This window comes from Puia sp. P3, from assembly GCF_050632245.1.
GTDB lineage: Bacteria > Bacteroidota > Bacteroidia > Chitinophagales > Chitinophagaceae > Puia.
This window is the reverse complement of record NZ_CP192583.1, coordinates 5,311,730-5,325,042: the sequence shown is the minus strand read 5'-3', so window position 1 is coordinate 5,325,042 and position 13,313 is coordinate 5,311,730. Positions and strand designations below refer to the sequence as shown.

Annotated in this window: 17 protein-coding genes and 1 pseudogene; 17 read left to right on the top strand and 1 reads right to left on the bottom strand. The window is 54.3% G+C overall.

Annotated elements, in window-relative coordinates; all coding sequences use genetic code 11:
• Nucleotides 1-46: 46 nt before the first annotated feature.
• From ACQ86N_RS33460 to ACQ86N_RS33415, 10 genes are all read left to right on the top strand, one after another.
• Nucleotides 47-2,134 (top strand): malectin domain-containing carbohydrate-binding protein, encoded by a 2,088-nt coding sequence (locus tag ACQ86N_RS33460; RefSeq protein WP_431210830.1) that lies wholly within the window; start codon nt 47-49, stop codon nt 2,132-2,134.
• Nucleotides 2,110-2,739 carry a hypothetical protein gene (locus ACQ86N_RS33455; protein ID WP_431210829.1) on the top strand — a complete coding sequence of 210 codons (630 nt, stop codon included), beginning with the start codon at nt 2,110-2,112 and terminating at the stop codon, nt 2,737-2,739. The genes ACQ86N_RS33460 and ACQ86N_RS33455 overlap by 25 nt, the downstream gene beginning before the upstream one ends.
• Before the next feature lie 63 nt (nt 2,740-2,802).
• Nucleotides 2,803-5,193 carry a family 78 glycoside hydrolase catalytic domain gene (locus ACQ86N_RS33450; protein WP_431210828.1) on the top strand — a complete coding sequence of 797 codons (2,391 nt, stop codon included), beginning with the start codon at nt 2,803-2,805 and terminating at the stop codon, nt 5,191-5,193.
• Entirely contained in the window at nt 5,165-5,575 is a 411-nt protein-coding gene (locus ACQ86N_RS33445; protein WP_431210827.1) for an alpha-L-rhamnosidase C-terminal domain-containing protein, read from the top strand. The genes ACQ86N_RS33450 and ACQ86N_RS33445 overlap by 29 nt, the downstream gene beginning before the upstream one ends.
• On the top strand, nt 5,572-6,282 hold the full coding sequence (locus ACQ86N_RS33440; protein ID WP_431210826.1) for a hypothetical protein: 711 nt from the start codon (nt 5,572-5,574) through the stop codon (nt 6,280-6,282). Before ACQ86N_RS33445 ends, ACQ86N_RS33440 begins: the two co-directional genes overlap by 4 nt.
• Nucleotides 6,228-6,446, top strand: coding sequence for a hypothetical protein (locus ACQ86N_RS33435; RefSeq protein WP_431210825.1), 219 nt, complete (start codon nt 6,228-6,230; stop codon nt 6,444-6,446). The genes ACQ86N_RS33440 and ACQ86N_RS33435 overlap by 55 nt, the downstream gene beginning before the upstream one ends.
• A gap of 1 nt (nt 6,447) precedes the next feature.
• Complete coding sequence (locus tag ACQ86N_RS33430; RefSeq protein WP_431210824.1) at nt 6,448-7,008, top strand: sugar-binding domain-containing protein; 561 nt, start codon at nt 6,448-6,450, stop codon at nt 7,006-7,008.
• A gap of 7 nt (nt 7,009-7,015) precedes the next feature.
• Nucleotides 7,016-7,834, top strand: coding sequence for a glycoside hydrolase family 2 TIM barrel-domain containing protein (locus ACQ86N_RS33425; RefSeq protein WP_431210823.1), 819 nt, complete (start codon nt 7,016-7,018; stop codon nt 7,832-7,834).
• A complete protein-coding gene (locus ACQ86N_RS33420; RefSeq protein WP_431210822.1) occupies nt 7,831-8,358 on the top strand; it encodes a DUF4982 domain-containing protein in 528 nt (175 codons plus the stop codon). The genes ACQ86N_RS33425 and ACQ86N_RS33420 overlap by 4 nt, the downstream gene beginning before the upstream one ends.
• 89 nt (nt 8,359-8,447) lie before the next feature.
• Nucleotides 8,448-8,690, top strand: a complete 243-nt coding sequence (locus tag ACQ86N_RS33415) for a hypothetical protein (protein WP_431210821.1) — start codon at nt 8,448-8,450, stop codon at nt 8,688-8,690.
• 39 nt (nt 8,691-8,729) lie between these two features.
• Here the strand turns inward: ACQ86N_RS33415 and ACQ86N_RS33410 are convergent.
• Nucleotides 8,730-9,169, bottom strand: a pseudogene (locus tag ACQ86N_RS33410) (DUF1579 domain-containing protein).
• 290 nt (nt 9,170-9,459) lie between these two features.
• On the opposite strand from ACQ86N_RS33410, the gene ACQ86N_RS33405 reads away from it, so the two are divergent.
• From ACQ86N_RS33405 to ACQ86N_RS33375, 7 genes are all read left to right on the top strand, one after another.
• The gene (locus ACQ86N_RS33405; protein ID WP_431210820.1) at nt 9,460-9,996 is read left to right on the top strand and encodes a DUF3826 domain-containing protein; all 537 of its coding nucleotides are present in this window, start codon (nt 9,460-9,462) and stop codon (nt 9,994-9,996) included.
• Nucleotides 9,997-10,196: 200 nt separating this feature from the next.
• Nucleotides 10,197-10,604 carry a hypothetical protein gene (locus ACQ86N_RS33400; RefSeq protein WP_431210819.1) on the top strand — a complete coding sequence of 136 codons (408 nt, stop codon included), beginning with the start codon at nt 10,197-10,199 and terminating at the stop codon, nt 10,602-10,604.
• Nucleotides 10,588-10,851 (top strand): TonB-dependent receptor plug domain-containing protein, encoded by a 264-nt coding sequence (locus tag ACQ86N_RS33395; RefSeq protein ID WP_431217698.1) that lies wholly within the window; start codon nt 10,588-10,590, stop codon nt 10,849-10,851. Before ACQ86N_RS33400 ends, ACQ86N_RS33395 begins: the two co-directional genes overlap by 17 nt.
• Entirely contained in the window at nt 10,814-11,398 is a 585-nt protein-coding gene (locus ACQ86N_RS33390; protein ID WP_431210818.1) for a hypothetical protein, read from the top strand. The genes ACQ86N_RS33395 and ACQ86N_RS33390 overlap by 38 nt, the downstream gene beginning before the upstream one ends.
• Before the next feature lie 19 nt (nt 11,399-11,417).
• Nucleotides 11,418-11,630 (top strand): hypothetical protein, encoded by a 213-nt coding sequence (locus ACQ86N_RS33385; RefSeq protein WP_431210817.1) that lies wholly within the window; start codon nt 11,418-11,420, stop codon nt 11,628-11,630.
• A gap of 104 nt (nt 11,631-11,734) precedes the next feature.
• Complete coding sequence (locus ACQ86N_RS33380) at nt 11,735-12,454, top strand: hypothetical protein (protein ID WP_431210816.1); 720 nt, start codon at nt 11,735-11,737, stop codon at nt 12,452-12,454.
• The gene (locus ACQ86N_RS33375) at nt 12,432-13,301 is read left to right on the top strand and encodes a hypothetical protein (protein WP_431210815.1); all 870 of its coding nucleotides are present in this window, start codon (nt 12,432-12,434) and stop codon (nt 13,299-13,301) included. The genes ACQ86N_RS33380 and ACQ86N_RS33375 overlap by 23 nt, the downstream gene beginning before the upstream one ends.
• Nucleotides 13,302-13,313 lie beyond the last annotated feature (12 nt).

Below are 13,313 nucleotides of genomic sequence, written 5' to 3'. Positions count from 1 at the left end.
GACGTTTACGATAGATATTACGCAGGCTTTGCGTGTTGGAAAGAATATGATCTCTGTCAGGGCGGATCATCCGGCTTTTATTAAGGACCTGCCGTGGGTGTGCGGCGGGTGTTCGGATGACCGTGGATTTTCGGAGGGTTCGCAGCCGATGGGGATCTTCCGGCCGGTGCATCTGGTGGTGACGAATGAGACGAGGGTTGCCCCTTTTGGGGTGCATGTGTGGAATGATGAGCAACTGCGGGTATATGTGGAGACGGAGGTTTCGGGAAGGGGTGGAGTAGTGGTGAGCCGGGTGTTGGATCGCAGTGGCAGAGAGGTGAGAAGAATGGAGACTGGGATTGGGGTGAAGCAGGAGATGGATGGAAAGGGGTTGAGGTTATGGTCGTTGGATGATCCGTATTTATATAGGCTGGTGACGGAAGTGTTGCTGGGAGGAAAGGTGGTGGACAGGGTGCAAACGGAGTTCGGTGTGCGGGTGGTGAAGTGGAGCGGGAGCAGGCTATTATTGAACGGGAAGCCGGTGTTTATAAACGGGATTGCCGAGTATGAGCATCGTCTTGGCGGTTCGCATGCTTTTTCGGGTGAGGAGATCAGGGCGAGGGTCGGGCAGATAAGGGCGGCGGGTTTTAATGCTTTCCGCGATGCGCATCAACCGCATAATCTTCGTTATCAGCATTACTGGGATAGTCTTGGGATGCTTTGGTGGCCGCAGTTGTCGGCGCATGTCTGGTATGATTCGCCGGAGTTCAGGCGCAATTTCAAGCAGTGTCTGATCGAGTGGATCAGGGAGCGGAGGAATAGTCCATCCATTATTTTATGGGGTTTACAGAATGAGAGCAAGCTGCCGGAGGATTTTGCGCGGGAATGCGTGGCGTTGATCCGGGAGCTCGATCCAACGAGTGCCAGCCAGCGGAAGGTGACGACCTGCAATGGGGGAGCGGGGACGGACTGGGATGTGCCGCAGAACTGGACGGGGACGTATGGAGGGAATCCGGCTACTTATGGGGCCGATCTGAAGCGACAGGTGCTGGTGGGGGAGTATGGGGGATGGAGGACGCTGGGGTTGCATGGGGATTTGCCGAACAGCGAGGACAGGCTGGATCATCTTATGGAACTAAAAATTCGTTTGGCCGACAGTGTTGCGGATAGTGTGGCGGGGCATTTTATGTGGCTGTATGCTTCGCACGATAATCCGGGGCGGGTGCAGTCGGGCGAGGGGTTGAGGGAGATAGACAGGATAGGGCCGGTGAATTATAAGGGGTTGATGACATCGTGGGAGGAGCCGACCGATCTTTATTATCTGTACAGGAGTAATTTCGGCAAGGGGCCGATGGTCTATATTGTTTCGCATAGCTGGCCGGACAGGTGGACCGGGCCGGGGAAGAAGGATGGGATCGAGGTGTATTCGAATTGTGATTCGGTGGAGTTATATAATGACATGGAGGGAAGCGCCCTTGGATGCAGGCGTAGTGGAGGTGTGGGGATGCATTTTCAGTGGGATGGGGTGAATATTAGGTATAACGTTTTGTATGCGGTCGGATATGTAAGGGGGAAGGCGGTGGCGAAGGATGTTGTTGTGTTGCATCATCTGCCGCGGTCGCCGCATTTTGGCGCGCTGGTGGGAGGATCGCAGCTGGTAGCGCCCGCGGCGGGTTATAAATATTTGTACCGGGTGAATTGCGGGGGTGGGGATTATGTGGACAGCCGGGGTTCGCGCTGGATGGCGGACCGGCATAGTGATGGGAAGGGTTGGGGGTCGTGGTCGTGGACGGATGCCTATGCGGGTATGCCGGCGGAGTTTGCGAGCCAGCGGGAGGCGCCTTGTGAGCCGATCGGGGGGACGGCGGACTGGCCGTTGTTTCAGGATTTCAGGTATGGGCTGGACAGGCTCGGTTATAGCTTCCCGGTACAGGATGGAGATTATCGGGTGGAGCTGTATTTTGCGGAGCCCTGGCTGGGGAGGGGAGGAGGTTTGGATTGTACGGGCTGGCGGAAGTTTGACGTCGCGGTGAATTCCCGGGTGGTATTGAAGGACCTGGATATATGGAAGGAAGCGGGTTATTGCGGGGCGCTGAAGAAGGTGGTGGATGTGCATGTAACAGGGGGAAGATGGAGATCGGCTTTCCCAGGGTGAAGGCTGGGCAGGCGGTGATAGCGGCGATTGCGATAGGGACGAGGGCCAGGAGTGCTGTTGCCGCGGCGCCTGCGGCGGGTTTGATAGAGGGGGTTGCTGCGAGATATTGGCTGGATACGGGGGATTCGATATATGATGGAGAGCCCGTGAAGTTTAGCTGGCTGGCGCCGGAGTTGTATGGGGCTGCGTGGATCAGGGGACGTCGGGGAGATAGTGTACGATTCAGGCTGAGGGCGGCTGCGGATGTATTTGATACGACGGGGTTGCGGGGCCGGAGGCGGTATCCTGCGGGGGCTGCCGTAGTGGCGGCGGTACCGGTGATCGTTAAGCCGGTGACGGGTATCGAGCCGGCTTATGATGCGAAGCCGATTACCAAGTATAAGTCCGATAGTACGGTATGGACTATTTCGGTGGGTGTGGGGGATATATATTCGCTGACGCTGAAGTATAAAGTGTCTGCGCCGGTTGTCGGAAAGATGGAGGTAAGATTGGAGGATGGGACGCTGATCAGGGAGGAGGAAGTTTCGCTGGCGTCCACGGCGGCGGGGAAGCTGGAATTATTTTACTACGTCTACGGGGACGATGATCAATGCGGGCAAATATAGGGTGAAGCTGGTATGTGAGGGATGTAAGGTGGATGAATTGCAGGTACAATAAATAAATTGACTATGGGCAGACTGGTATTTCTGACTTTTTTGTTTGTGTCGGTTACTGCTGGTGCGCAGGAGATAAAATTGCAGAATCTGCGGTGTGAGTTTCGAGCGGAGAAGCCCTGGCTGAGATGGGAGCTTTTTTCGTCGAAGAGGGGAGTAGTACAGTCTGCTTATCGTATAGAGGTGGCCACGGATAGTGTGAATCTTATTAACGGTTCATTTGTTTGGGATTCAAAGAAGGTAGGTTCGGATGTGTCAATAGGGGTGTCGTTTACTGGTGACGGAGGGAAAGGGTATTGCTGGAGGGTGATGGTGTGGGATTCGGCGAGGAGAGATAGTTCGAAGTGGAGCAGGATCGAATATTTTACTACGGGGTTGAAGGACTGGAAGGGGGCGAAGTGGATAGGATATGAGGAGCTGGCCGATAGTCTGGTGATGCTGCCGGGCTCGAAAGGGAAGACGGGACCGACCCGGGACGTGCTGCCGATATTCAGGAGGGAGTTTGAAGTGCGGGGTCCGTTGCGGAGGGCTGTAGCTTTTGTGAGCGGGCTTGGGCATTTTGAGATGCAGTTAAACGGAAAAAAGGTTGGGGATCATTTTTTGGATCCGGGGTGGGTTGCCTATGATAAGAAGGCGTTGTATGTGGGGTTCGATTTAACGAAGGAGTTGAGGGAGGGGAAGAATGCGATTGGGGTGATGCTGGGGAATGGATTTTACTATGTGCCGAGGGAACGATATCATAAGCTGCTGACGGCTTACGGCTATCCGAAGATGATAGCGCTTATTCGTTTGGAGTATGCGGACGGTTCGACAGCCGATATTGTCACCGATGGTTCGTGGAAGGCGGCGGCTGGGCCTGTGACCTACTCGGGTATTTATGGTGGGGAGGACTATGATGCCAGATTGGAGGGAGGAGAGGGATGGCGCAGCGCTATTGTAGTGAAGGGGCCGCCGGTGCTGGCGGCGCAGGAGGCGGAGCCGTTGAAGGTAATGGAAGAGCTTGGGGTGCGGAGGAGGATCGGGTCGAATGTCTATGATCTCGGGCAAAATGCTTCGGGGATCGTGCGGATAAAGGTGAGGGGGCCGAGGGGTAGTGTGGTGCGGATCACGCCGGCGGAATTGCTGAGCGGTGATTCGGTAAATCAGAAAGCAACGGGGAAGCCGTATTACTGGGAATATACGTTGAAAGGAGATGGAGTAGAGGTTTGGGAGCCGAGGTTTACGTATTATGGCTTCAGGTATTTGCAGGTGGATGGAAATGCGGAGGTGGTGGAGATAACTGGGTTGCATACCCGCAATTCGATGGAGACTGCGGGGAAGTTCAGGTGTTCGAATGCGTTGTTTAATAAGACCGATACATTGATCGACTGGGCAATAAAGAGCAATATGGCCAGTGTATTTACCGATTGCCCGCACCGGGAGAAGCTGGGCTGGCTGGAGGAGGCGCACCTGATGGGGAGTTCGATGCGGTATGGTTATGATATTGCGGCGCTGTACCGGAAGATCGTTTACGATATGATGGATGCGCAAACGAGGGAAGGGTTGGTTCCTGAGATAGCCCCCGAGTTTACCGTTTTTGGGGCGCCGTTCCGGGATTCGCCGGAGTGGGGGAGCAGTTGTGTGCTGGTGCCCTGGTATTTGTATCAGTGGTATGGGGATGTGGAGACGCTGGCTGCTGCGTACCCGATGATGGCGAAGTATCTGGCGTATTTAGACGGGCGGGCGAAGGATCATCTTTTGTCTGAGGGGTTGGGGGACTGGTATGATATCGGGCCGGAGCGGCCGGGGGTGTCGCAGATGACGCCGAAGGGGGTGACGGCTACGGCGATCTACTACTATGATCTTACGATTGTGTCGCGGGTGGCGAGGCTATTGGGGAAGGAGGCCGAGGCTGGTGAGTTTGAGAGGCAGGGTGGGTTGGTGAGGGATGCCTTTAACGGAAAGTTCCTGCCCTGGTTGCTGGGTGGGGGAAGTCAGGCGGGCAGTGCGATGGCGCTGTATATGGGTCTGGCGCCGGAGAGATGGCGCGATTCGGTGATGGCGGGTATTGTAGGTGATCTTAAAAAGAGAAATAATGCGTTGACGGCGGGTGATATCGGTTTCCGGTATTTGGTGCAGGTGCTGGAAAAGGAGGGGAGGTCCGATCTCATTTTTGATATGAACAGCCGGAGTGATGTCCCGGGCTATGGGTATCGGCTGGCGAAGGGGGCGACGGCGTTGACGGAGTCCTGGCAGGCGTATCCTTCTGTGTCGAACAATCATCTGATGCTGGGGCATATTCTGGAGTGGTTCTACTCGGGGCTGGCGGGGCTTCGTGCAGCGGATAGCGCAAGTGGCGTTCCGGCGTGTGGTGATCCGACCGGAGCCGGTGGGGGACGTGCAGTGGGCGCAGGCGGACTATCATAGTCCTTATGGGCCGGTGGCGTCGCACTGGAAACGGGTGGGTGGAATCTTTGACCTGAGTGTGGTGGTGCCGGGGAATGCTTCGGCGACGGTCTATTTGCCGGCGGCGGGGGACGCGGTTATTACGGAGGGGTGGAAGAGTGTTGATGGCCGGACGGATTTACGACTGGTTCACAGGGATTCTGCTGTGGCGGTATTCGAGGTAGGATCGGGGAGTTATAATTTCCGGAGTGTGCGGGGGAATGCCGTTTCGGAGGCGAAGATGAAGGAGGTCTATGAAGAGGTAAAGACGCCGTACAAATATGGGTTGGTGGTAGTGCCGCCGGAGCATTCGAAGAAGATGGATTGTCCTTCGGTGTTCCGCAAGGGGACTCGTGGTATATGATCTATATTATTTTTGACGGGAGGGGGTATGAGACCTGGCTGGCGAAGAGTCCTGATCTGTTGAAATGGACGACGCAGGGGCGGATCATGAGTTTTGGAGACAGTACTGCGTGGGATGGGAATCAGAAGGCGGGGTATGCGGCGCTGGAGGACTATGACTGGGGAGGAAAGTATGGGTTGCTGAAATACGATGGAAAATACTGGATGTCTTATTTTGGGGGGAATACGAAGGGGTATGAGGCGGGGGTATTGTCGGAGGGGATGGCCTTTACTTCGGGTGATCCGTCGGTGGTGCATGAGTGGCAGCGGCTGGGGACGCCGATACTGAGTCCGAAGGATTCGACGGTGTCGTGGTGGGACAATCACACGATGTATAAGAGCTGGGTGCTGGAGGACAGGCGGAGGCTGACGGGGCATCGGTTTGTCGAGTATTACAATGCGAATGGGGATAGTCTGGACAGGCGGCGGGGAGCGGAGCGGATAGGTATGGCCGTTTCTGACGATATGGTTCACTGGCAGCGGTATGGTAGGGATCCGGTGCTGGATCATCTGACGGGTATTACGGGTGATCCGTATATACAGAAGATCGGAGATCTTTATGTGATGTTTTATTTCGGGGCGTTCTGGCAGGGGAAGGGGGAGCGTTCAATCGCATGGCCTGTTCCTATGATCTGCAGCACTGGACGGACTGGACGGGGCCTGATCTGATACAGTCGTCGGAGCCCTATGACGAGGTGTTTGCGCATAAGTCGTTTGTAGTGAAATATATGGGGGTGGTATATCATTTTTACTGCGGGGTGGATAAGAAGGGGAACAGGGGGATCGCGGTGGCGACGTCGAAGGATCTGGGGAAGAGCGGGTTGAGTTATTAATATGAAGAGACTTATTATAGTGTTATTGCTGGTGGCGCCGGGGTTGCTGAGGGCGCAGTCGCATCGGGTGAATTTCGATGCGGGGTGGAGGTTTCTGCTGGGGGATGATTCGGCGGCATTCCGGCCGGATTATGATGATTCGCGCTGGAGGGTATTGGATCTGCCGCATGACTGGAGTATCGAGGGGCGGTTTGATTCGGCGAATTCGACGGGGCAGCAGGAAGGTGGGTTGCCGGCGGGGGTGGGGTGGTACAGGAAGAAATTTAGCGGTGACTATCGTTGGGTCGAGTTTGATGGGGTATACCGGAACAGCGAAGTGTGGATCAACGGGCATTATCTGGGGAAAAGGCCTTATGGATATACCTCGTTTCGGTATGAGATAGGTCCGTGGATGAAGAAGGGAGGAGAGAATGTGATAGTGGTGCGGGTGGATAACAGTAAGCAGCCCAATTCGAGATGGTATTCGGGGTCGGGGATCTACCGGCATGTGTGGGTGGAGAAGGATGGGGGTTTTGATCCGTGGAAGATGATTATTACGACGGAAGTGCTTTCCGAGGTCTGAGGCCGTAGTGCGGGTATCGGGTGTGGATGGAAGGAAACTGGAGCTATATAGTGGGGTGGGGAAGGTAGCGGAGGGTTTTGGAGAACTGCGGGTCACAAAGCCGCGTTTGTGGTCGCCTGAGCAACCGTATTTATATGGTCTGAGGGTGGACGGAGTGATGGTTGGGGTGGGTATCAGGAGTTTTCGGTTTGATCCCGGGAACGGCTTTTATCTGAATGGGCGGCCACTGAAGATACAGGGCGTGTGTATGCATCACGATCTGGGGTTGCTGGGGGCGGCGGTAAATGAAAGTGCGATGCGGCGCCAGCTGAGGAAGCTGAAGGAGATGGGGTGTAATGCGATAAGGACGGCGCATAATCCGCCGGCGCCGCAGTTGCTGGATCTGTGTGATGAGATGGGTTTTATGGTGATGGATGAGGCGTTCGATATGTGGAGGAAGAAGAAGAACAAGTATGACTATTCGCTCGATTTTCAAGAGTGGGGTGTGAGGGATATCCAGGACCAGGTGAGGAGGGACCGGAATCACCCTTCGGTGATCCTGTGGAGTATCGGGAATGAGATCCGGGAGCAGTTTGATAGCAGCGGTATTTCGATTGCGCGCAGGCTCGCAGCGGCGGTGAAGGAGCTGGACACGACGAGGCCCGTTACTTGTGCTTTGACCGAGACGGATACCGCGAAGAATTTTATTTACCGGAGTGGCGCGCTGGATGTGATCGGGATCAACTACAATCAGGATAAGTATGATTCGGTGCCGGTGAAGCTGGCCGGGGAAGGCTTTTATCGCTTCAGAAACGGGGTCGAGCCTCGCGACGCGGGGCCATTATGATATGCCGGCAGACAGTCTTCGCAAGCTGGCCTGCGGGGGCTAAGCAGTCGTTGGTGGGGGCGAATTCGGACTATACGGTCTCGGCCTATGATAATGTGTTTGCATACTGGGGGTCGACGCATGAGCAGACCTGGAAGGTGGTGAAGCGTTGTCCGTGGGTGTCGGGATTGTTTGTGTGGAGCGGCTGGGATTTTATCGGTGAGCCGGTGCCTTATCCGTGGCCGGCGCGGAGTTCGTATTACGGGATCATCGATCTGGCCGGTTTTCCGAAAGATGCGTATTATATGTATCAGTCCGAGTGGAATATTAACGTGCCTGTGTTGCATCTGCTGCCGCACTGGAACTGGAGTCCGGGTCAGGTGGTGGATGTTTGGGCTTATTACAGTCAGGCGGACGAGGTGGAGTTGTTTTTGAACGGGCGGAGTCTGGGAGTGAGGAGGAAGGAGAACGAGGACTTGCATGTCAGCTGGAAGGTGAAGTGGGAGCCGGGTATCCTGGAAAGCGGTTTCAAGGATGGGTGGTAAAACGATTTTGCAGCGGGAGGTGAGGACGGCGGGGGACGCCGCGAGGGTGGAGTTGAGTGTGGAGAGGAAGCTGGGTCGGGGCGGGTGATATGGCATTTATTGAGGCCCGGGTGGTAGATGGCTCGGGGCAACTGGTGCCGGATGCGGGGAGTGACTTGGTTGTCAGCGTGGATGGGCCGGGTGAGGTGGTGGGGATGGATAATGGGTATCAGGCTGATCTGGAGGCATTTAGGGGTGGGATGCACCGGGCTTATAATGGAATGTGTTTAATAGTGGTGAAGGGGAAAGAAAGCCGGCAAGCTCCTTGTCCGGGTGAGTGGAAAGGGACTTAAGCCGGCTTCGATAAAGTTGGCTGTCCGATAAGGACTATCTTATTTCCGGGTGAATTTTATCTCCATATTTTTAAATTCCTTGCCATTGGCGATGGAGTACATCTCCATGGTCTGGGTATTATCATCTACCATTTTATAAACTTCACGAACTTTGACGTCGCCACCGGCCATTGGGTCTGCCATGGTGCCGGTGAGGTTGATGCTTTTTGTATTGGCGTCCCATGTGCCGGTGAGGTACATCATGCCGGTGCCCATGTTGTCGATCCAGGAGTTGACGAAGGTCTTTTTGGCGTTGTCATAGCCCATCATGCCGATGCCTTCGAAGGGGCGCCCATGAAGGATCCTTTGTTCTTTGACTGCAGGTAGCGGCCGCCGAGGATCATTTCGTTTGTCGTTTCGCCCGTTGAGGTTACGGGAGGGGCGCCGGGCTGCATCCACATGGTGATGTCTGTCTTCCAGGTACCTGTGGATTTGGCCATCATCTGATGAATCTCGCCGGGGGTGGAATATGCCATCATGGCTTTCATTTCGGCGTCGGTCTGGGCCTTGGCGGGGACGGTGGTGCAAATGACTGCGGCGGATAGCAAAGCAATGGTTAGCCTGTTCATAAAATTCGTTTTGATTACCTAAAAGGTACGAAAAATAGTAAAATGTTCCATCATTATAGTTAAACCTTACATTGTTTGCGGTTGGGGCTGCCTGTACCTTTAGTTCGAAAGTTTCCAGAATTTTTTTGGGTTCGCCCTAAACGGCAAAACGGTTAAGACATATGAAGAGAAGCTTGCTTGCATATCCCCTGACGTTGATCCTACTCTTATTTTTGGGAAAGGTCCAGGCTGCGGGAAATGAGGACACCGCCTATATCCGCGTGGTTACGGAGCGCGCCGGCAAGATAGTAGCCAGGTTGGACCTACCCGATTCCGCAAAATTTTATACTGTTCGTACGATGGTGGCCGATCAATACCGGACCCTCAATACCATGTCCGAGAACAAGGATACCAGTGTGACGAAACAGCATAGTGTGTATCTGGCGAAGCTGGCGACGGTGCTGACCCCGCAGCAGATCGACCAGGTAAAGGATGGGATGACCTATGGGGTACTGGAAGTGACGTATAAGGCGTACTGTGAGAAGTATCCCGGGTTGACCGATATGCAGAAGGCTTATATAATGAATTGTCTGACGGAGGCCGCGGAGCATGCGATGGACGGGGGCAGTTCGAAGGAGAAGCACGCCTGGTTCGGAAAGTATAAGGGCCGGATCAACAACTATCTCTCGGCGCAGGGGTATGATCAGAAGAAGAACTAATTGCTTATTCTTTAATAATTGGTTGCTATATGAAACATTTAACAAAATGCTTGTTACTGCTCTTTTTGTATGTGGTTGGCTGCCCAACTGTCCAGGCACAGAAAAAGGCCGTGTCCGGGACTGTTGTCAACCAGGACTCAAATGAACCTCTCCGGGTGTCACGGTCACCGTCAAAGGGACGAAACAGTCGGCCGTTACCGATGCCAAAGCGATTCTTCTCCATTCAGCTGGCCAACAGGTCCAAGGGGACCACGCTGGTCTTCTCTTATGTCGGGTTCGACCGGAAAGAGGTCGTTTCTCCCGCTGATGAAATTCTTACGGTTCCGATGCAGATCTCCAATAAGTCAATGAACGATGTGGTCATCGTCGGTTATGGTACGCAGAAGAGGAGCTCGCTGACGGGCGCTGTTTCGACCGTCGATCTTAAGAAGGTCGAGGACGTGCCTGCGCTTAGTATGACGGCTGCGCTGCGTGGTACTGTACCCGGCCTGAGCATTTCGGGCGGCGTGCAGCGTCCGGGACAGGGAACGACGGTGACGATTCGCAACCCGGTGGCGGTTTGCCAAGGATGGCGGGCAGGGCACCAATCCCCTGTTCATTATCGATGACCAGATCAGGACTCAGGCTGATTTTGATCTGCTCGATGTGTCTCAGGTGGAGAGCGTATCTGTATTGAAAGATGCGGAGGCCGCAATATATGGTGTGCAGGGCGCGAACGGCGTCATTATCGTCCGGACGAAGAGGGGACGTGCGGGAGCGCCGTCTTTGAACTTTTCGGGTTCGGTAGGCGTATCGAATGCGACGCAGCATGCCGAAGATGATGAACAGCAGTCAGCTGGCAACGTTGTTAAATGACTATAACCAGGCTTCGGTATACCAGCAAACGATCTCTACGGGTGTTGGTATCCCGGTCAACCAGTTCTACGATACGGCGGGTTATCTGCATAAATCAGACGGCACGGTTGCAACCACCCGTGCTGCTGCCTGGTATACGCCCGATGAGCTGGCCTATTTTGCCAATCACAGCCACAATTATTTGAAGCAGGCTTTTCAGAATGCGTATGTCGAGCGTGGCGCGCTGAATTTGTCCGGCGGTACCGACAAGCTGACCTATTTTGTGGGCGGTGATTTTGTCAACCAGACTTCGAACTTCAAAGGTGTCAATTCTTACAAATACGGATTGCGGGCGACTATCGATGCCAAGCCGGCCAGGGGGCTGGATGTCATGCTTTCGCTGAGCGACGATATCTATCACAGCCAGAGCTACTGGTACAAGATAAACGGTACGCAGGAGTCTCTCGATAATGACGTCTCTTCGCTGGAGACGGTACAGCCCCTGGCAGGAATATTTCATCAACGGACTGCCTGTCATTACCGGGTCGAGCAATACGGGCGGGTATGATAATGTCAACCTGTTCCAGGTGCAGAATTCGAATAACTTCACGAGTGCGAGCACGACGACGACGAATATCCTGGGTAAGATCACGTATGAGATACCGGGTGTGAAAGGGTTGTCTGGGACGTTTTCGATCAACAAGAATATCAACAGTGCCAACGGCAAGCAGTTCGGTACATCCTTTGTCTATGGCAAATACAAGTGGTCAGGGGGAGAACAATCATATTCCGGGCGGTAAGCTGCTGAATACCTATCCGATCAGTAACGGCAGCAGGGTTCGTCTGAATCCTATGTTCTCGAATTCCTATCAGATGGATGCGGGTCTGACCTATACCCACAGTTATGGCAAGCATACGATATCTGCGATCGCTTTGTACGAGCAGCGGGAGCAGAACTCCGGAGGGTGTTGCGGCGGAAGCCGACGGTGTGGTCAACGGGGCATTGCCTTACCAGACCTTTACGACGGGTGCGCAGTCTTCTGGTCAGAGCGGATTTGTCAGCCAGTTCGGGTTTGAAGCATTCATTTCGCGGTTGAACTACAGCTATGCGGGTAAATATCTGTTGCAACTGGTTTATCGTGCGGATGGCAGCTCGCGGTTTGCCACGGGGCATAACTGGGGTGGTTTTCCTGCCGCGTCGGTTGGCTGGGTTCTGTCGGAGGAGTCTTTTATCAGGGATCATTATCCGTGGATCAATCAGCTGAAGATAAGGGCTTCCGCGGGTCTGACGGGTACGGACAATACGAAGCCTTACCAGTATCGGGCGACTTATAGTCTGGGTACGGGCAATAATGGCGGCGCGGTATTCAATGAGGGTGCGAGGAGCATCGGTGTAAAGCCGAATATCGCTATTCCGAACGTGAATGTTACCTGGGACCACGTGATGAAGCTGGACTATGGTCTGGATATGGCTGTGCTGAACAATCACCTGAATTTATCCGCCGACTATTTCTGGAGTCATGGCTACGATCTGCTGACTACGTTGTCTTCTTCCGTGCCTGCTACGATCGGGGCCAGCGCGCCCACGGAGAATTTTTCCAGTGGTCAATATGTTCGGCTATGAGATCTCCGCTGGATGGAGGGACAATATCGGACCGAAGTTCAGCTATAGTTTCACACCGTTCTTTACCTGGTCAGATAACAAGAATATTCTGATCGATGTGGCTTCTGGTAACAAGGGTGGTCCCCTGGACCTGACGGGTAAGTCGAGCGATGCGGGTACGTATGGCTGGAAGTCTCTTGGGATTATCCGGACGCAGGATCAGGCTACGGCGATCATCAACCAGCGTGCGCAGGCGGCGGGCGGGGTCAATAAGGTCCTTATCTTCAATACGCCTGTACAGCCGGGTATGATCAACTATCAGGATGTGAACGGGGACGGCGTCATCGACAACAACGATCAGCAGTATCTGAATAAAAAGCAGAGCAACCACTACAGCATGGGTCTTAACTGGAGCGTGAGCTATGCGGGGCTGAGCCTGAATGTGATCATGGGCATGTCGTGGGGTGGTGTAGCGACGGTGGACGGTCTGGTACCGGGCAACAACAACGCGTCCTCGGGCTATTCGATCACGGATAACCGTCCGATCTACTGGAAGGATCACTGGACGCCGTCGAATCTGGGTGCGCATTATCCGAATCCTTATTTCGTGAGTGACTATAAGGTGACTACCGACTTCTGGCTGGTGAGCGGAAGAACTTTCAATATCACCAATGCGACGCTGAGCTATACGCTGCCTACGGGATGGACGAAGAAAGCGGGCATCAGCAGTACGCGGTTCTATGTGGTGGCGACGAACCCCGTGCAGTTCATCAATCCTTTCCCTAATCACTACCGGGATTTCTCGACGGGTCTGTATACCTATCCGACCCTCAGGACGATCACGGCTGGTTTAAATGTTGGTTTCTAAATCAAGCAAAAC

Bases quoted from the DNA above. Each gene is read 5' to 3' on its own strand.
- ACQ86N_RS33460 (WP_431210830.1), top strand. From the start codon at position 47: ATGATCTCTGTCAGGGCGGATCATCCGGCTTTTATTAAGGACCTGCCG.
- ACQ86N_RS33455 (WP_431210829.1), top strand. From the start codon at position 2,110: ATGGAGATCGGCTTTCCCAGGGTGAAGGCTGGGCAGGCGGTGATAGCG.
- ACQ86N_RS33450 (WP_431210828.1), top strand. From the start codon at position 2,803: ATGGGCAGACTGGTATTTCTGACTTTTTTGTTTGTGTCGGTTACTGCT.
- ACQ86N_RS33440 (WP_431210826.1), top strand. From the start codon at position 5,572: ATGATCTATATTATTTTTGACGGGAGGGGGTATGAGACCTGGCTGGCG.
- ACQ86N_RS33435 (WP_431210825.1), top strand. From the start codon at position 6,228: ATGGCCTGTTCCTATGATCTGCAGCACTGGACGGACTGGACGGGGCCT.
- ACQ86N_RS33430 (WP_431210824.1), top strand. From the start codon at position 6,448: ATGAAGAGACTTATTATAGTGTTATTGCTGGTGGCGCCGGGGTTGCTG.
- ACQ86N_RS33420 (WP_431210822.1), top strand. From the start codon at position 7,831: ATGATATGCCGGCAGACAGTCTTCGCAAGCTGGCCTGCGGGGGCTAAG.
- ACQ86N_RS33415 (WP_431210821.1), top strand. From the start codon at position 8,448: ATGGCATTTATTGAGGCCCGGGTGGTAGATGGCTCGGGGCAACTGGTG.
- ACQ86N_RS33405 (WP_431210820.1), top strand. From the start codon at position 9,460: ATGAAGAGAAGCTTGCTTGCATATCCCCTGACGTTGATCCTACTCTTA.
- ACQ86N_RS33400 (WP_431210819.1), top strand. From the start codon at position 10,197: ATGCCAAAGCGATTCTTCTCCATTCAGCTGGCCAACAGGTCCAAGGGG.
- ACQ86N_RS33390 (WP_431210818.1), top strand. From the start codon at position 10,814: ATGATGAACAGCAGTCAGCTGGCAACGTTGTTAAATGACTATAACCAG.
- ACQ86N_RS33380 (WP_431210816.1), top strand. From the start codon at position 11,735: ATGGCAAGCATACGATATCTGCGATCGCTTTGTACGAGCAGCGGGAGC.